This is a genomic window from Streptomyces sp. NPDC043878, from assembly GCF_056435735.1.
In genome coordinates, this window is record NZ_JBWKDW010000027.1 from 60,134 (window position 1) to 77,365 (window position 17,232).

The 17,232-nt window shown below is 67.3% G+C and carries 12 protein-coding genes and 4 pseudogenes; 11 read left to right on the forward strand and 5 right to left on the reverse strand.

The features are described 5' to 3' along the window. The first annotated feature begins 66 nt into the window (after positions 1–66). From AC07AZ_RS30875 to AC07AZ_RS30890, 4 genes and pseudogenes are all read left to right on the forward strand, one after another. Positions 67–1,641, forward strand: a complete 1,575-nt coding sequence (locus tag AC07AZ_RS30875) for an AsmA family protein (RefSeq protein WP_478853548.1) — start codon at positions 67–69, stop codon at positions 1,639–1,641. 217 nt (positions 1,642–1,858) lie between these two features. Next, the gene (locus AC07AZ_RS30880) at positions 1,859–2,239 is read left to right on the forward strand and encodes a VOC family protein (protein ID WP_478853550.1); all 381 of its coding nucleotides are present in this window, start codon (positions 1,859–1,861) and stop codon (positions 2,237–2,239) included. Beyond that, a complete protein-coding gene (locus AC07AZ_RS30885) occupies positions 2,236–2,433 on the forward strand; it encodes an RICIN domain-containing protein (protein WP_478853552.1) in 198 nt (65 codons plus the stop codon). Before AC07AZ_RS30880 ends, AC07AZ_RS30885 begins: the two co-directional genes overlap by 4 nt. A gap of 346 nt (positions 2,434–2,779) precedes the next feature. Then, positions 2,780–2,962: pseudogene (locus tag AC07AZ_RS30890) on the forward strand (hypothetical protein); the annotation flags it as partial. Between the two features lie 129 nt (positions 2,963–3,091). Here the strand turns inward: AC07AZ_RS30890 and AC07AZ_RS30895 are convergent. The 3 genes and pseudogenes from AC07AZ_RS30895 to AC07AZ_RS30905 all read right to left on the reverse strand — a co-directional run. After that, the gene (locus AC07AZ_RS30895; protein ID WP_478853554.1) at positions 3,092–4,777 is read right to left on the reverse strand and encodes an LPXTG cell wall anchor domain-containing protein; all 1,686 of its coding nucleotides are present in this window, start codon (positions 4,775–4,777) and stop codon (positions 3,092–3,094) included. A 905-nt stretch (positions 4,778–5,682) separates the two neighbouring features. Next, entirely contained in the window at positions 5,683–7,101 is a 1,419-nt protein-coding gene (locus AC07AZ_RS30900) for a non-reducing end alpha-L-arabinofuranosidase family hydrolase (protein WP_478853556.1), read from the reverse strand. 390 nt (positions 7,102–7,491) lie between these two features. Next, positions 7,492–8,160 (reverse strand): annotated as a pseudogene (locus AC07AZ_RS30905) (transposase domain-containing protein); the annotation flags it as partial. Positions 8,161–8,556: 396 nt separating this feature from the next. Here AC07AZ_RS30905 and AC07AZ_RS30910 point away from each other — a divergent pair. The 4 genes and pseudogenes from AC07AZ_RS30910 to AC07AZ_RS30925 all read left to right on the forward strand — a co-directional run bounded on the left by AC07AZ_RS30910 (position 8,557) and on the right by AC07AZ_RS30925 (position 12,054). Then, positions 8,557–9,585: an SIS domain-containing protein gene (locus AC07AZ_RS30910; RefSeq protein ID WP_478853558.1), complete on the forward strand. Its 1,029-nt coding sequence runs from the start codon at positions 8,557–8,559 to the stop codon at positions 9,583–9,585. Between the two features lie 90 nt (positions 9,586–9,675). Beyond that, positions 9,676–10,302, forward strand: a pseudogene (locus tag AC07AZ_RS30915) (PfkB family carbohydrate kinase); the annotation flags it as partial. Between the two features lie 130 nt (positions 10,303–10,432). Next, on the forward strand, positions 10,433–11,611 hold the full coding sequence (locus AC07AZ_RS30920) for a M24 family metallopeptidase (protein WP_478853560.1): 1,179 nt from the start codon (positions 10,433–10,435) through the stop codon (positions 11,609–11,611). A gap of 35 nt (positions 11,612–11,646) precedes the next feature. Continuing rightward, positions 11,647–12,054 carry a hypothetical protein gene (locus tag AC07AZ_RS30925; RefSeq protein ID WP_478853562.1) on the forward strand — a complete coding sequence of 136 codons (408 nt, stop codon included), beginning with the start codon at positions 11,647–11,649 and terminating at the stop codon, positions 12,052–12,054. Positions 12,055–12,233: 179 nt separating this feature from the next. On the opposite strand, the gene AC07AZ_RS30930 is transcribed toward AC07AZ_RS30925, so the two are convergent. Further along, positions 12,234–13,067, reverse strand: coding sequence for a helix-turn-helix transcriptional regulator (locus AC07AZ_RS30930; protein WP_478853564.1), 834 nt, complete (start codon positions 13,065–13,067; stop codon positions 12,234–12,236). A gap of 141 nt (positions 13,068–13,208) precedes the next feature. Here AC07AZ_RS30930 and AC07AZ_RS30935 point away from each other — a divergent pair, with 141 nt between their 5' ends. From AC07AZ_RS30935 to AC07AZ_RS30945, 3 genes and pseudogenes are all read left to right on the forward strand, one after another. Beyond that, positions 13,209–13,475 carry an Atu4866 domain-containing protein gene (locus AC07AZ_RS30935; RefSeq protein ID WP_478853566.1) on the forward strand — a complete coding sequence of 89 codons (267 nt, stop codon included), beginning with the start codon at positions 13,209–13,211 and terminating at the stop codon, positions 13,473–13,475. Beyond that, complete coding sequence (locus tag AC07AZ_RS30940) at positions 13,472–14,206, forward strand: SDR family oxidoreductase (RefSeq protein ID WP_478853568.1); 735 nt, start codon at positions 13,472–13,474, stop codon at positions 14,204–14,206. The genes AC07AZ_RS30935 and AC07AZ_RS30940 overlap by 4 nt, the downstream gene beginning before the upstream one ends. Before the next feature lie 10 nt (positions 14,207–14,216). Next, a pseudogene (locus tag AC07AZ_RS30945) lies at positions 14,217–14,784 on the forward strand (IS630 family transposase); the annotation flags it as partial. A 260-nt stretch (positions 14,785–15,044) separates the two neighbouring features. Here the strand turns inward: AC07AZ_RS30945 and AC07AZ_RS30950 are convergent. Further along, positions 15,045–16,049: an ArsR/SmtB family transcription factor gene (locus AC07AZ_RS30950; RefSeq protein WP_478853570.1), complete on the reverse strand. Its 1,005-nt coding sequence runs from the start codon at positions 16,047–16,049 to the stop codon at positions 15,045–15,047. Between the last annotated feature and the right edge of the window lie 1,183 nt (positions 16,050–17,232).

Genomic DNA, 17,232 nt, shown 5'->3' on the forward strand with positions numbered 1-17,232 from the left:
AGTAATCGGTCCTCATATCCTGAACCTCACTGCAACCGTCGATCTGCCAGCCTTGTCTCCGTCTTCATGACAGCCAACCGACGGCCACGACCAACCGGAGACGACCGGGAGCTGCGGCTGTGGAAGGTCCGCCGGGCCCTGACCGTTACCTTCGTCGCTGCGGTTCTGGTTGCGGGCGGCATCTTCTACGGCTTGGTGGTTCTGCTGGACTTCCAGGGAATCGACAACACCGCGAAGCTCGACGCAACGACGCTCTTCGACCTGGTGAAGCTCTCCTTCGGCGTGGTGGCCGGGGCCGGCGCGCTCGTGGCCCTGGTCGTCGCCTACCGTCGACAGCGCGTCGACGAGGTCGGCGCCCACCGTGAAGCCACCCGGCTTCACACCGAACGCTTCTCCCAGGCCGTCGACAAACTCGGCTCGGACTCCCCGGCCGTCCGGCTCGGTGGCGTTCACGCCCTTGCTGGTCTTGCCGACGACGCCCCCGACGACAATCTGCGCCAGACCTGCATCGACGTTCTGTGCGCCTACCTCCGCCTGCCTTTCCCTCCCGACCCCGGCAACCCGCCCGACGACACCTTCACCCAAGAACAGCGCGAGGCCCACCAGGACAAGAAGGACCGGTACCGCGCACTACGCGAGGTCCGGCACACGATCCTGCGCCTTATTGGAGACCACTCCCGCATCCCCCAGGGCGCTCACCGCTCGTGGCAGGGCTGCAACCTTGATCTCACCGGGGTCACCATCGACGGTGATATGGACTTCCGCGGCACCACGTTCTCCGGCGCTGAGGTGTCCTTCCGCGGCGTGACGTTCTCCGGCGGCACGGTGTCCTTCGACTTCGCGGCGTTCTCCGGCGGCAGGGTGTCCTTCCGCGACGCGGCGTTCTCCGGCGGCAGGGTGTCCTTCGGTGGCGCGGCGTTCTCCGCCGGCCGCGTGTCCTTCGTCGGCGCGGCGTTCTCCGACGGCAGGGTGTCCTTCGTCGGCGCGGCGTTCTCCGGCGGCGAGGTGCCCTTCCACGGCGTGACGTTCTCCGATGGCACGGTGTCCTTCGACGGCGCGACGTTCTCCGGCAGCGAGGTGCCCTTCCACAACGTGACGTTCTCCGGCGGCTGGGTGTCCTTCGTCGGCGCGAGGTTCTCTGGCAGCGAGGTGTCCTTCCACAACGTGACGTTCTCCGGCAGCAGGGTGCCCTTCCACAACGCGACGTTCTCCGACGGCAGGGTGCCCTTCCACAACGCGACGTTCTCCGACGGCGAGGTGTCCTTCGACGGCGCGGCGTTCTCTGGCGGCAGGGTGTCCTTCGGTGGCGCGGCGTTCTCCGGCAGCGCGGTGTCCTTCGACGTCGCGGCGTTCTCCGGCGGCGAGGTGTCCTTCGACGTCGCGGCGTTCTCTGGCGGCAGGGTGTCCTTCGACGGCGCGGCGTTCTCCGGCGGCGAGGTGTCCTTCGTCGGCGCGGCGTTCTCCGCCAGCACGGTGTCCTTCGACGGCAGGGTGTCCTTCGCCGGCGCGGCGTTCTCCGGCGGCGAGGTGTCCTTCCTTGGCGCGACGGGTTCGGCTCCCGGTGGGCTTCTCGCTACCCTCGGCGCTCCTGTGCCTGCGACGGTCACCCTTCCTTCCGATTGGCTGCCCCCGGTTCCATAGCACTGGAGGGGGCTTAATCGGTCGTCTGCGCCCCGCCGTTTGCGGCTGGTGACGATCCTGCTGGCTTATTCCACAGATAACTGTGGGTAGGACAAGGCTGTGACCAGCGGCGCTTACGGTTGAGTGGGACACATCGGCGGCCGGTTTCCCGCTCAACCGCAGGTAGCTGTCTCTAGGGTGCTCGTGGCGGAAGTTCACTGGTCGGCCCGGAGGTGCCATGTCCCTGCAGATGAAGCTGGTTGCGATAACGCTCGACTGCCCTGATCCGCTGGCCTTGGCGGCGTTCTATCGGCAGGCCACCGGCCTTGAACTGCACCCGAAGTCGGACGCCGACTTCGCGGGCCTCAATGGTGAGCACGGACTCCTCATCGGTTTTCAGCGGGTCGACGACTACCGGGCTCCGAGCTGGCCCGGCCAAGTCGTTCCCCAGCAGCTTCACATCTGCTTCAACGTAGATGAGGACTTGGCCGTGGCCGAGGCCCGGCTGCTGGAGCTGCGTGGACTCCGGTGGCGGCTACTACCGGTTGAAGGCGAGGCACTCCGGCAAGCACGGCCGACAACGCCCCCATCCACCAGTGGAGCGACCACGGTGGCGTGAACCAGCAGTTCCGGTTGGCGGACTCATCGGACGGATACGTCCGGTTGATCAACCGCAACAGCGGGAAGGCCGTCGAGGTACCGGGCTTCTCCTCCGCCGACGGGACCGGCATCGTCCAGTACTCGGACTGGGGCGGCGTGGACCAGCAGTGGAAGCTCGTCCGCGCCGGCTTCGTGGGCTTGCCCTCCTGCTGACATCGCTATCCGGTTCAAGCCCACCGAAACTCCCCTTACCCGCTGGGCAAGGGGAGTTTCGGCCTGCGCGCGCCCGAGGTCGCACGGCCGACAGCGAGGTCCGAAAAAACTTGGACCGGGCACCAGTAACCAGGTGTGTGCCACGCGGGTCAGATCTCTCCGAACTTGAGTGCCTACGACGCTCACGCTCACTTTCTGCTGAGGTCACGGCTGAAAGATGTCCGGCCCGTCGATAGGGGAGGGCGTCCCGCTTCGTGGTGTAGCCGATCGACCTGGGGGCGTACCTCCCGGGGGCTGTGTCGTTGTGTCGTTGGGATTCCGCTTCTTGCCCGGCAGGCGGGCCACCATGCAACTCTCCCTGGTGAACGGGAAGTTCAACCAGGAGGTGCATGATGGCCTGTCCCAGCAGGACTTACTTCGGCTGCTTGAGTCACTGCGTTCGGCGGACGGACTCGAACTCGTCCGGTCCGTGGCCGAGCGGATGCTCCAGGAGCTGATCGAGGCCGAGGTGACGTCGAGGATCGGCGCGGCCGGCGCCCGGAGCCGATCTGCCGCTTGTTTGTTTTCTGACCGCCGACGCCGGCGCGGAGGCCGACGGCCCGGCGCGTACGCCACGGGTGGTGGCGTTGCTGCCGGGCCGTCAGTCACTCACGCGGTCTCACTTCCCGTGCAAACCCCTGCGGCGACGTCCGCGAAGCACCAGCACGCCGCCGCCGGCGATGACCAGAAGGCCACCGAGGGCGCTGTACGTGACAGCGTTGCTCGCCCCGGTGGAAGCCAGGTCGCCGGACGTACTGCTCGGGGTCGGCTGGCCGACGGGTGCGCCGATCTCCCCCTGCGCACGGGTGCCGGTCGTGCCGGGGGCGGAGTCAACCGGCGTGACGGCGGTCGGCGTGGGGGCGGGCGTCGGCTTGCCAGCGCCGGCGGTCCCCGACGCGGGCTTCAGCTGAAGAGTCGTGATCGAGTACGGCGGCAGCGTCTGTGCGACCGCCGTGCCCCGCTTCGCCGTCGTCAGGGCAGTGTCTCCCTTGGCATACGAAACGGTGGTGACCGCCCCCGCGGCCGGTGTGAATCCGGCGTACGAGAGCGACACCCGCGCCGCGTTCTGCGGGCTCTTGTTGATCAGCATGACGTTCAGACCGCCGTTGCCGCTCCGCACCGCGTGCACAGCAACCGAAGAGTTGCCCGAGGACGACTTGACCATGGTGTCGCCGGGCCGCGCCAGTGCGGTCAGCGAGCGGATGCCCCAGTAGGTGGGGAAGGGCGTCTCGCGCGGCGGTTCACACTTCCCCCCGGCGCAGGTTCCAGCGGAGAGCACACCCCCGTCCTGGTAGTCGGTCTGGCCGTTGACGGTGGTGGGTGCGTCGCCCGAGCCGTTGTGCAGGTTCCACCAGTCCACGTGGGTGGCACCCTGCTCGAACCAGGTCATGTAGGTGTCCGGCGCGAACAGGGCCGCGGCCTGGCTGGTCAGGGCGGGCGAGAAGACGGTGTCGGTCTCGGTGACCGCGATCTCCACCGAAGCGGCGCGCGAGCCCGCGTACTTGGCGATCAGCGAGCGCAGCGAGGACCTGACACCGGCGATCCGGGAGGGGGTTTTCAGCAGGTCGGCCGTGGTGGTGCCGCCCGGATACCAGTGGACGATGACGAAGTCGATCGAGCGTCCCGCAATGGAGAGCACCGTGTTGTTCCAGTCGGCGGTGTCACCGGGAGCCTTCTCCGCATCCGGCCAGAAGCCGGGGGTGGTGAGCACCGCTCCGATCTTCACCTTCGGGTCCACGGCCTTCATCGCCTTCGCGTAGGCGACCAGGTTCTTCGCGTACGCCGTCGGGCTCTTGTCGGCGTGCGTGTCGGTTTCCCAGCCCTTGCCGTTGCCGTAGTGCCCGTTTCCGTAGACCTCGTTGCCGATCTCCCAGTACTTCACGCCGTAACCTTTGTCGGCGTTGGCGTACTTGACCCAGTCGGCGGCCTCCTGGGGGGTGCCGGAACCGTAGTTCGCGGTCAGGATCGGCTGGGCGCCGACCCTCTTCGCGGTGGCCATGAAGTGGTCGAAGTCGGTGTTGGGTACGACCCAGCCGCCGTCGCTCATGGTGTGGGTCTTCCAGTGGTAGCCGTCCGCGCCGGAGCCGCCGGGAAAGCGCAGCTGCCGAACTCCCGCGGCCTTCATCAGCGATGACACCTTGGCGTCCCCCATGTGCTCGTCGCCGACGCCCGTGTTGAGGCCGGCACCACTGCTGGGCACCGTGCCCAAGGAGGTACCGGCATCCACACGGATGCCGACGGTCGACGCGGCGACCGCGCTGGGTGCCAGGGCGCCGACACCGGCCGAGGCGGCGAGCACCGCCACCGCCCCTACGACACAACGCCGGAGCATCCGGCTACGGCGGGGCGTGCGACCCCGAGGCATCGGCTGCTCGGCGGATCTCGGGTCGTCTGATGACACGTGGTGCTCCGATCGGGTGGTGACATAGAGGGCGTAGCGCCGCTGACCACGGCTCGCCCTCGTCGGTACACCCCTAAGTGGCCACTCAGAGCGGAAAGGTTGCCATCTCAATCATTTTTTTCGCCGAGACGTGGTCGCACCGTCTCACCGGACCCGGTGATCCCGTGACCCGGTGAGACGGTGACACGCCCGGGCTCCCTTTCCACCTCGACGGCGCGAACCATCACATGCTTCCGGCCGCGCACCGCCCCGCGGTGGCCGAGCGGCTGAAGCCGCACAGGAAGCACAGGAAGAGGGAAATTCCACCGGCATGCGGCGGAGCCAACCACCCGCCGCTACAGAACGTGGACCCTTGGCCGAAGGGCCCCAGGAAGCAGACCACTCGTGCTGGAACTCGTGAAGACCTTTCCCCCAGAGATCGCAAATCGCCGCTCAAACTGGTCGACAAACGCTGTCACGGAAGGTGAACGAAGCCAAGGTGGGCGTCGGCGCCGAAGCGATGGGCTCGTAGTCGCAGCAGGAAGACGACGTGGGTCCAGGAGGACGACGGCGACACGGACCGATGCCCGGGACGGGCTTGCGGAATTCTCGGCACACCACGGCCGGCAGGCGGATTCCTGGTGGCGTCATAGGGCTTCGGTCCGTACCCACGATGAGAGTCCACGAAAGAGAGGAACCCCAGCCGACGCGCGGCCGGGGTTCCTCAAGGCGGTGAGTATCGGTCAGCAGGTGGAGTTACCCACGCCGTGGACAGCTCGGCCACGCGTCGGCGGACCGCACCCCATCGCGATCACCGTGGATCAGGCGGGTCAGCGCTGCAGGGTGAGCAGGCCCGGCCGGTACGGCAGGCTCATGTAGCCGGTGTTCGGCGGGATGTCCTTGAGGAGGCCCTGGTAGAGGAACTGCAGGTTGCAGGGATCGATGGTCATGGTCTGGTCGGGGTTGTTGCGGACCAGGTCACCGTGGCTGACGCCCTGGGCCCAGGTGGAACCGCTGTTGGCCTGGCCCGCGAAGGGGCTGCTCTCGCTGCCGGCCTGGACGGTCCACGGACCGTTCAGGCTGGAGGCGGTGAACGAGCGGAAGTAGCGGTTCGAACCCTGCGCCTCAACGATCATGAGGTACTGGTCCCGGCCCTGGACCTTGTAGACCTCCGGCGCCTCGAACAGAAGGTCCCTGTTTGTCTCGCTCATGACCGTCGTGTACGAGGAGCCGAAACTGCTGGGAAAGTTCTCGAGCGGCATGCTCGTCCGGTAGATCTTGCCGTTGTCACCGGCGAAGAACAGGTACATGTTCTGGTTGTCGGCGATCATGGTCGCGTCGAGCGGGGCGCCGTCTTCGCCGGCGGGGAGGCTGCCGGTGAACAGCGGCTGCGGGGCGGACCAGCCGTTGGGGTTGGTGGGGTCGCTGGACGTGCTGTAGACGAACGACGGCCACTGGTACACCATCACCCAGATGTTCCTGGTCGAGAGGTAGAACAGTTCGGGCGCCACCGCGTTCTGGTTCGTCTTGGTCTGGGTGGCCGCCCCCATGTCCGACCAGTTCGTGAAGGGACTGAACCCCGTCGAGCCCCACCCGCTTTCGTTGGCGGTGGTCGCGTAGACCAGGTTCTTGCCGTTGTACTTCACGGTGGCGAAGTCCTTCAGCGCGAGCTGCCCGTTCGCCGGCTGCGCCAGCGGACCCGTCGAGGTCCAGCGGTAGGTCGACGGAAGAGCACACGCGTTGCTCGCCCCGGACAGGCCGGTCCACTTCTGGTTGGCGCCGCCGTGGCACGACCAGAGCCGCACCTCCGTGCCGTTGGCCTTGCCCCAGCCCGAGACCTCCAGGCACAGCCCGGATCGCACGCCGACGATCGTGCCGTCGGGGTTCACCCGCCACTGCTGGTTCTCAGTGCCGGTACACGTCCAGATCTGCACCGGGGTCCCGGACGTGGTGCCGCCGCCCCGGACATCCAGGCACTTGTTGCCGTACACGGTCAGCTGGGCGCTGTCCGTCAACGTCCACTGCTGGTTGATTCCACCGTGGCAGTCCCAGATCTGCACGTTCGCGCCGTCGGTCTGGCTGACGCCTGCCACATCGAGACAGCGGCCGGAATCAACACCGCGCACGTCGCTGGTGGTGGCCGCCTGAGCCGGGCCGGCGACGAGCAGCGCCGCCAACGCGGCCAGGGCCGCGACCACGGCGGCGAGCACCGCGGACGGGCGCCTGAGGCTGAAACTGCGTCTGCGCATAAGGACCTCGTCATCCTTGAGCAAGCGACTCCGGTCCGGCCCGTCAAGGGCTGCCCGGATGCCGGTGTGGTGGAACTCCGATAGTTCGACATATCGAACAGTGGTCGAAGTTCCGATCGGGAGAATGCTAGACATCCCATGAATGACGTCAATACTTCTCGCAAGATCCGCGGGCAGAAACGTTCGCAGGCTGAAACCAGGCGGCTTCAAGTCCCATGGTTGTACGGGCCTTTGGCGTGAGGGCCAGGTAGCGGTGCGGGCGCGGACTTGGTGATCATCACGGGCCCCGACCAGGTCGCTCACCTGAGCCTCTGGTCCGGCTCGGTACCGACCCGCGCCCGCGGCGGGGCCGGTGGCACTCACTGACGCCGGTCCGGTCGACGTGTGCAAGGGCAGCACGCACCCGGACACCCTGCCGACCAAGATCACCCCGGTGTCGCCCACCGCGGTGAGGAAGCCGCTGCCGTCGAAGGCCCGGTCGGCGAGCAGGAGCATGCTCGGGTTCAACAGCGGCAGCAACCGACGGGCGTAGATCGTCTCTCCGGTGTTGACTGGGCCGAACACCGCACCGAGCAGACCACGGGTGCCCGTCTCGCACAGGGCCATCAGCCGCAGGCGCGGATAGCCCTCCAGGCCGCCACAGGTACGCCTGATCTTGCCCAGAAGAGCGCGGATACGGGGCTGGTCAGGGGCTCCAATGGAGCTGCAGCCATCGAAGGCGACCGTCCGCCATCGCCGATAGCACACTCCTGGCGTCGCGGGCTGAGCCAGGGGCCCGGCCATGACCTCGAACAGCGCCTTCAACGGAGCGGGCCCCAGCCGTCGGCGTAGATCGCGCAGGGCCTTCTCCGACGGGGCCGGCAGTGGCAGTCCGTGCAGGCCGGCGACCAGCTTGTCCCACACTCGCGCATACCCGAGACCGGGAAACAGCCCCAGGGCCAGGAAGAAGTACACACCCACCCGGGACGGCAACTGCCGCAGCCGGTGCTGCACGGCTCGTGTCTGTTTCAGCACGTCATCGACGAGCTCGAAGGGTAGGTACTGGGTCAGGTCGCCCAGATGGCCGGTCTCCCGCTTCTACCAGAGGTCCCGTTCTCGCATCTCCAAGGTCCCCAGCTGACAGGCGAGTTGAAGTCTCCCCGGCGCCCTTAACTTCGTGGCCTTGTCCAGTCATTCATGCCGCTTGACTTCCAGATTGGGAAGCCCCCATCCGCATAGCGCATACCAGCGGCATACCGCGCAGGTGACCATTAGTCAGCTGCAAGAACCAGCCAACCACCTCAAAACGCCGAAGCCAGTACTTCTGTCCAGAAGGGCAGAGCTGGTAGTTCATCAGGCTGTTGAAGCCGGTGTCCGCTGCTGCCCGTGCGGCATGTACAGCAGCATGGGTTCGCTGCCCAGAGCAAGCGCTGTTCGGGAAGCTTCCTATCCTGATCTCGCACAATGAGGATGAGCGTGTCCATCACAAGCACAGTCGTCGTCAAGGACGACCAGTTCGAATCGATCGTGGGGGCGGCGCTCGCTCAGCGTGGCCGTGCCCAGCGGATCGCACGCGAGGTGGTTGCCACAGGTCTGAAGAACGTGTACCTGGTCGGCTGCGGCGGATCGCTCAACGCCTTCGGCTCGACCCACTACCTACTCGAACGCCGCAGCGCCAGGTTCCCCGTCTTCCACATGAACAGCGACGAGTTCGTGATCCGCCGCCCTGCTCACCTCGGCGGGGGCTCGCTGGTGCTGATCGCCTCGCACAACGGCACCACGAAGGAGACCCTGGAGGCCGCGCGCGTAGCCCGTGAGGCCGGCGCCCGGGTCGTGGCGTTCACCAAGGATGAGAGCACCCCGCTGGCGCCGCTCGGCGACGATGTGTTCGTCTACGACAGCGATCGCACGATCATTGCGCCGAAGCAGGTGCTAATCTCACAGCTCGGCTACGCCCTGCTGCAGGAGGCGGGAGTCTCCGGGGACTACGAGGGCATCCAGCGCGCCTTCGACGCGCTGCCCCGGGCACTCGATGTCGCACACGACGAGGCGGACGAGTTCTTCCCCGGCATCGCCGACGCGATGGCCGCTTCGGCGCATCGATACGTGCTCGCGGGCGGCCCCAACTACGCCGTGGGCTACGGGATGGCGATGTGCTATTTCCTGGAGATGCAGCGCCTTGGCGCGACGGCGTTCCACGCCAACGAGTTCTTCCACGGGGCGTTCGAGATCGTCGACCGCGACACCCCGATCCTGATGTGGCGGGGGGAGGATGCGAGCAGCTCCCAGATCGACCGGCTCGAGGCGTTCCTCTCGCGGTACAACGCGAACACCCACGTCATCGATTCCCGGCGCTTCGCCCTGGAAGGTGTGCCGGCCGAACTGCGCGGCGAGGTCACGCCGCTTCTGCTCTCGTCGTTGTCGAAGCGTCTCGCCGAACATCTGGAGGCGGCGACCGGTAACCCGCTCACGCACCGTCGCTACATGTTTACCGTGGAGTACTGATGGCGCCAGTGATGCCAGCCGGTCTCGGCGACAATGTCGTCGACCGCTACGTGAACGAAGGAATGATGTATCCGGGCGGCGATGCCGTGAATGTCGCTGTGCACGCCCGGCGCAGCGGGGCGATCGCCGGCATACGTCGGCGTGCTCGGTTCGGACGATGCGGGTGACCTCGTCGAAACGAGTCTGCGCCCGGAGGGTGTCCGCCTGGATCACGTCCGGCGGGCACAGGGCGAGAACGCGTTCGCGACCGTCTATCGACGAGACCGGCAACCGCTCCTTCGGGCTGTGTGGCAAGGGCATCTCGCTCTTCCTGCCCGATGCTGCCGACCTGGATTATCTCGCCTGCTTCGACCTCGTGCACCTCTGCGAGACGATCCGGATGGAGTCGGCACTTCTGAAGATCGCCGCGCGGGCCGCAGTCTCGTACGACTTCTTCGACCGCGACAACGACTACGCGGCGCCGATGCCCCCGTACGTCTCCGTGGCGACCTTCTCACGCTCCGACAGCGACATTGCGGATGTGGAGGAACAGATCGAGTGGGCGCGCAAACGTGGCGCCCGCTCGTCATCGTCACTCGGGGCGTCCGCGGTGCGGTCGTCTCGGACGGGACGCGCGTCCATCATCAGCCCGCCGCGCCCGCGCACCACGTCGACACCCTCGGACCCGGCGACTCGTTCATCGCCCGCCTCGTAGTGCGGCTCGGGGAGGGCGCGGAGCTTCCGGCGGCCGCCGCTGAAGCCGCGCTCTACTCCGCCGAGGTGTGCAGCCTGCCCGGTGGTTTCGGCTACGGCCGTGCCATCGTCCCATCCCCGGCTCTGCCGAAGTCTTCACAGAAGGAGGATGAAGATGGAGCTTGCGTTTCCCACCATCGACGACTATCGCACCCGGCTGCTGCGTCTGCAGAAAGCGATCCGCGAAAGCGGCTTCGATGTCCTCGCGCTGAGCAGCTTCGACAATCACCGCTTCCTCGGCGGTGTCGACGGTATCGCCACCGTGCGGCCTGTCTGGGTCATCGTTCCGGCCGATGGTGAGCCGGTCTTCGTGTCGCCGCGCATCGAGGCTCCCGAGATCCGGCAGCAGTCCTGGATTCCGGTCGCGCAGGAGTGGATCGAGTGGGAAGAGGAGGGCGTGCCGCGCTCGGCGATCGAGGCGGTCGTGCGGGTGCTGGAGCCGTTCGGCGGCGCTGCCCGAATCGGAGTCGACTACGACGCGACTTCTGCCGCCTCACTCGAAGCGCTCCGGGCGGCCCTCGGTGCCGAGCGGATCGCCGACGCGACTCCCCTCGTTCGGGAAGTCCGCAAGGTCAAGGACCAGGCGACGATCGACGTCGTCCGCCGTTCCGCGGACATCGCCGTGCACCAGTTCCGGGCCACGGTCGCGGTGGCCGCCGCGGGCGTCGCCGAGTGGGAGGTCGTGCGCGCTTCGCGTGACGCCGCCATCGAGCGCGCTGCGTACTGGTGGAACGGCGACATCGAGCACTCGCCGCTGCCGCAGGGCATCCACGTGCTCGGGTCGGGTGCTGAGCGGTCGTCGCGAGCCCATGCGGTCGGCGCCGGACGGATGATGGAGGATGGAGACGTCCTGCAGGTCAGCTACTGCGGCCGTCCCTTCTTCGGCCATGGCATCTGCTTCGACCGGCCGGTGCAGGTGGGCGACAGTGCGCTCTCTGCAGACGTGCTCCGCGTGGTGCGCGTCGCTCGCGCGGCGCAGGAGGCGGCGCTCGACCGCATCCGCCCCGGCGTGACCACCGGGCAAGTGCACCAGGCGGCGATCGAGGCGATCGAGGCCGCCGGCTTGCCGTCGGCCCTGCGTCACCGCACCGGACGCGGCATCGGGCTGAGCGACCCGGAGTGGCCCGAGATCAAGGCGGGCGATCCGACCGTTCTGGAGACGGGCATGATCATCGGAATCGAGCCGGGCGTCTACGTCGAAGGGGTCACCGGCGCCCGGTTCGGCGACACGGTCCTGGTCACCGACACTGGCTTCGAGCCGTTGACCCCGCTGGAACTGGGCCGGGAATTTTGACGTGCTCCCTACTGATCTTTTCGCAAGTTCGGTGGGTGTGGTGGGCGGATGGTCAGGCGCTCCTCTACCGCCACCGCGACCTGCTCGGAATCGTCCACGCCGCAGAACTCGAACCGGCAGCCCAGGACCCGGCCGCCGGTGGATCGCCGGTGAGCCGGGCCTCGCTCCAGGCCGACCTCGCCAACGCCCAGGCCCGCGACACCCGCATGGCTGCCCGCGTTCAGCAGCTGGAAAAGCGACTGTCGCAGGCGCTGGGAGCTCAGGCATGGCAGGAGTCAGGGCTCGGAGCCCCGACGGACATCGACGAACTCCAGCGCAAGATCGCGAGGCTGGAGCAGCAAAACGTCGAGTTGACCACTGCGTTGGATGAAGTCCGGTCCGACCTCGATGCCGCGCGGGCGGCCAACCGGGACTTGACCAGGGCTCTGAACCAACGTGGCTGAGTCCGTCCCGGTCGGCCGCCAGGACCGTTCACGAAGCCGGGTCTGGATGGTTGCCGAGATCCCGTCCGATCGGATTGATCGGGCGGGATCTCGGCGTTTCCGGGGTTTGCTCAAGGTGGTGTCCGAACGTGAGCGCCGGTTGAGGCGGTTATCCGGCAGGTCCCGGCCATCGCTTTCGGCTACATGGCGGCCTGATTCGAGCTGGCGTGGATGGAGCCGAGTAGGTTGAGGGCCTGGGCGCTGGGGCTGCCGGATTCGGCCTGGTAGATGACGAGTTGCTGGCCTGGAGCGTCGCGTACGTCGAAGGCCTGGTAGGTGAGGGTCAGGGGTCCGACGTCCGGGTGGAGGAAGTGCTTGGCGTCCTGAGTCTTGCCACGCACGGCGTGCGACTTCCACAGGCGGGTGAAGTCCGCGCTGTGCTCGGTGAGGGTGCGGACGAGTTCGCGCAGCCGTGGGTTGTCCGGGTCGAGGCCGGCCGCCTGGCGCAGGTGGCACACGGTGGCCTGTGCCGTGTAGCTCCACCGGGTGTAGAACTGTCGGCCTGCCGGGTCGAGGAAGGTCATGCGGGCCAGATTGTCCGCCTGCTCGAAGGGTGAATGGAGGGCCTCGGCCAGGGCGTTGGTTGCCAGGAGGTCCAAGGTCCGGTTGATGACGAACGCCGGGGCGCCCGGGTAGCCGTCCATCAGCTGGCGAAGGGCGGGACTGACGCGGTCCGTGGTGTGGGTGAACTGGTTGCTCGGCGCTGTCCCGGCCAGCTGGTGCAGGTGCGCGTGTGCGTCGGGGCCCAGTCGCAGGGCGCGGCCGAGTGCGTCGAGTACCTGGGCCGAGGGGTGGCGTTCGCGCCCCTGTTCCAGGCGGGTGTAGTAATCCGCGTTCACCCCGGCCAGGACGGCGACCTCCTCACGGCGCAGTCCGTTGACTCTGCGCACGCCGTAGCTCGCCATGCCGACGTCCTGCGGCCGCACGGCTGCCCTGCGTGCACGTAGGAACTCTCCCAGATGGTTGTCGGTCATGTCCCCAGGCTAGGCCGCGGGGGCGGCGTACTGCCTGGGTGTGGTGCACCCAGGCAGCACACGTCCTGGTCGGCGGTCTTCGACCTGTCCAGACTCGGTCGGGCAGGACAGATCCGCACCCATGGACGAGGAGAGTCCGTCATGACAGGGAACACGGAGGACGGCAACGCCGACGTGGTCGGTATGTGGGTGACCGCGGACGGTCACATCCGCCAGGAGTTGCGGGCGGACGGCCGGTACGACGAGGCCCGCGGCAACCGGCGCAGCGCGTACACGGGCCGCTACACGGTGACCGGCAGCCACCTCGATTACGTCGACGACTCCGGGTTCACCGCGACGGGCGACATCCGCGATGGCGTGCTCTACCACGAGCACCTCGTGCTCTACCGAGAGGAAAAGCAGGCATGACAGACACAGCCAAGGTCGTGGCAGTCACCGGGGCAAGCAGCGGGATCGGAGAGGCGACCGCCCGCCGGCTTGCCACCGACGGCCACAGCCTGCTCCTAGGAGCACGGCGCACCGATCGTCTCGATGCGCTTACCAAGGAGATCACCGCCGCAGGCGGCACCGCGGCGTTCCAGCGGCTGGATGTCACGGATGCCGCCGATGTCCGGGCCTTCGTGTCCGCCGCCCGCGAGCGCTACGGCCGAGTGGACGTGGTGGTCAACAACGCCGGAGTGATGCCGCTCTCGCCACTGGACGCCCTGAAGGTCGACGAGTGGGACCGGATGATTGACGTGAACGTGCGGGGGGTCCTGCACGGTATCGCCGCCGCCCTGCCCGCGATGCGCGCTCAGGGCGGCGGGCACTTTGTGAACATCGCCTCCGTCGGCGCGTACGAGGTCTCTCCCACCGCCGCCGTCTACTGCGCCACCAAGTTCGCCGTCCGCGCGATCTCCGAAGGACTGCGCCAGGAGTCCACCGGGAACATCCGAGTCACCCTCGTCTCCCCGGGCGTGACCGAGTCCGAACTCACCGACAGCATCTCCGACCCTGCAGCCAGGGAGGCCATGAAAACCTACCGTGCCGTAGCACTGCCTGCCTCCGCCATCGCAGAAGCCATTGCCTACGCCCTTTCCCAGCCTTCGCAGGTCGACGTCAACGAAATCGTCGTCCGTCCCGCCGCAAGCGCCCAATGACCTGCGGTAGCGCCACATGTGTCTGTGCGTGGATGAGAAGTCGCAGATCCAGGCGCTGGACCGGTCCCAGCCGGTGCTGCCGATGGTGCCCGGTGTTCCCGAACGCCGCAGCCACGACTACGTCCGCGCCGGCACCACCACCCTGTTCGCCGCCCTGGAGGTCGCCACCGGCAAGGTGATCGGCTCCCCGCACCGGCGACATCGCGCCGTGGAGTTCAAGAAGTTCCTCAACAAGCTGGACAAGGAAGTGCCCGCCGACCTCGACGTGCACCTCATCCTCGACAACTACGTCACCCACAAAACGCCCGCCATCAAGAAGTGGCTGCTGGCCCACCCGCGCTTCCGTCTGCACTTCACACCGACGAGTTCGTTCTGGCTGAACCTGGTGGAACGGTGGTTCGCCGAACTCACGCAGAAGGAACTCAAGCGTGGCGTCCACCGCTCCGTCCATTCTCGAGCGCGACATCCGCGGCTGGCTCGCCGACTGGAACGAGCATCCGAGGCCCTTCGTCTGGACGAAGACCGCTGACGAGATCCTCGACAAAGTCGCCGCCTACTGCCGACGAATCTCCGACTCAGTGAGCCAGGACTGCAGGACAGACGCTGGGTCGGGGTGCTGGGCGAGTTCGTTGTCGCTGAGCAGCCGCAGCACACCGTCGTCTTCGCCCTCCGCGGCCGGGAACATCCCCGCGGGTGCGGGGAGCAGACGATGTCATGCACCGACCGGTACGTCTTCGAGGGACCATCCCGAGTGCGTCCGACGGTGTGACCGCGCGCAGATCCTTCGGCCGCCACCTTCGCAAGGCGGCAACCCCTTGGTGGGGCCTGGGGCGGTCCTTCAGCCGTGCAGCATGAGGAGGCTGAGTCCGGTGCTGGTGGGGGTGTGCACCGCGTTGTTGCGGTGCCGGAGGGTGGTGACCAGTCCGGCCTGTCGTAAAACGGTGGCGTGTTGGCTGGCGCCGGAGGCGCCGATGCCCAGAACGCGGGCGAGTTCGGCCGTGTTGCAGCCGGGATAGGTGGCGATGGCATGGAGGACTGCGGCGCGGGTCCGACCCAGCAGCGACGTCAGAGCCTCGGGGGCGCTTGCGGTTGCCGCGGACTCTGCGGAGAAGGGGGTCAGGGGGGTGAGGCCGACGCCGAAGTTGGCGGGATAGGTCAGGAAGGGCTGCGGCTCGGCATCGGGGTCGATGACCGGTGACTCCGACCCGAACAGCGATGGCACCAGCAGCAGCCCCCGGCCCTCCAACCACAGTTCACCTTGCATGCCGGAGGCCATGGCGACTTCCAGCGTCGGCGGTGTCCACCGGATGCGCGGCGGGTACAACCCGGTCAGCAGGCGCTCGACGCCACCGTGGAGCAGTTCGCGTATCCGAACGGCCCGGTCGGCGGCAAGGTCGGTCACCACGTGCGACCAGTACGGTGCCAAGACCGTCCTGTGGAGGAGATGCATGCCGTCGGCCAGCTGCTGCAGCACGCGTGGGTCATCGTCCAGCCGCCGGGTCCAGGACGGCAGCGGCTGGTGTTCCGCGAGGGCTGCCAGGGTCTGACGGATCTCTTTCGGTGAGGTCGAGCGGATCTGTTCCAGCAGATCTTGTGGGCTGCCCGCTTGCACCCGGGCCAGGAAGTCCGGTGTCCATCCGCGCGGCGGGATCAGATCGAGGGCCAGGCGCGCTTCCGGCAGCAACCGGGTAAAGGACCGCTGTCGCCATACATCATACCGAACCGGCTGATTCCGGTCCTGGAGAACCCGTACCGCGTTGGTCAGTTCCAGCATCGGCCTCGGCGATTCGGCCACCCGGGTCCGGGCCAGGTCCTCGGCGGTGAAATGGATCCGGTAGACCACTGCTTCCCCTCGTGCTCGAGCCGTGCCTGGCGATCACCGGTGATTGTTCCAGCCGACCGTGATTCAGCCCAGGTTGAAACACGTCGACCTCCCTGCCCGGGTGGGGCAGGCTGGCGGCCGAACGCAAGTAGCCCTCCACCAGGCCTCGAACCGATCCGACCAGGGGGCAAGCAGCATGCAGAGGGACCCTCCCCCGTGAAGGCAGGCATCACGCTCGGCGGTCTCGCGCCGGCAGTGGGAAGCGTCACCGTCATAGCACCAACCGCCCAGTCCGGACGTCGACCATCGCGCACTTCGAGGGCAGGACGATCGACCTGTCCAAGGACCGGGGCGCTGCCAAGGCCTGCGACGTCCAGCGCACCGTCATCGACTGATTCCGCACCCAAGGAGAGCGACACAAGGACCGCTCAACAGGCCGAGACCGCAAACCCCAGCTCCGCCTGGAAACTACTGGTCCACCCTCCCCGTTCACTCGCAGGGAGACAGTCAGATCTCACACGGAACCAAGAGACCCGCCACCGCGAAGGGAAGGCAGTGACAGGAGCGCCAACCTCGGTTCAGGCCGATGCAGGCCACTTCGCCCCGCCACGTCCCGCGCTCTCGCCGCACCATGGGCCCATCGAAGGGGATGGTAGACCGGGGAGGGCGATCAGAATGTGGGGCCATACGTCGGTGTGCCGCCAGTAGCCGTGCGGATTGGGCCTGTTGAGCAGCATCGTGCCCGAGATGGTCGACCGGCACCAGCGAGTGGTCGATGTCTGCCACCTGTGGGAAGGCCTTGCGAACTGCCCCGCTCCACGTGCGCTGCGCGATCATCGTCCGAGCGTAGGTCCCAAGCGATCGCTCCGCCGGCTTTCCACCACAGCTACACCCCAGGTTGTACACCGCCAACCACCCTAGTTGCAGGCGCAGTTCAAACCATGGGTGGGCGAGAGGCGACGGCCGCTCCGGCTAACTTTCCATGCACCTGGGCGACAACGCTCGGGAAACGCTCTTCGGCAGGCGACAAGGCCCCTTGGGTCCCGCCCTGTCGTCCACTCCGTCCTGGCTTCGAGGAGGCCGGACTCCCCTGTGTGCCGGCGGCACCACCACGTCGGTCTTCACAGTCATGCGGTGAGCGGCGATTGGTCACATGGTTCGCGACATCGACGGCCGCAACATCGACGGAAGGGAACTCACAGTG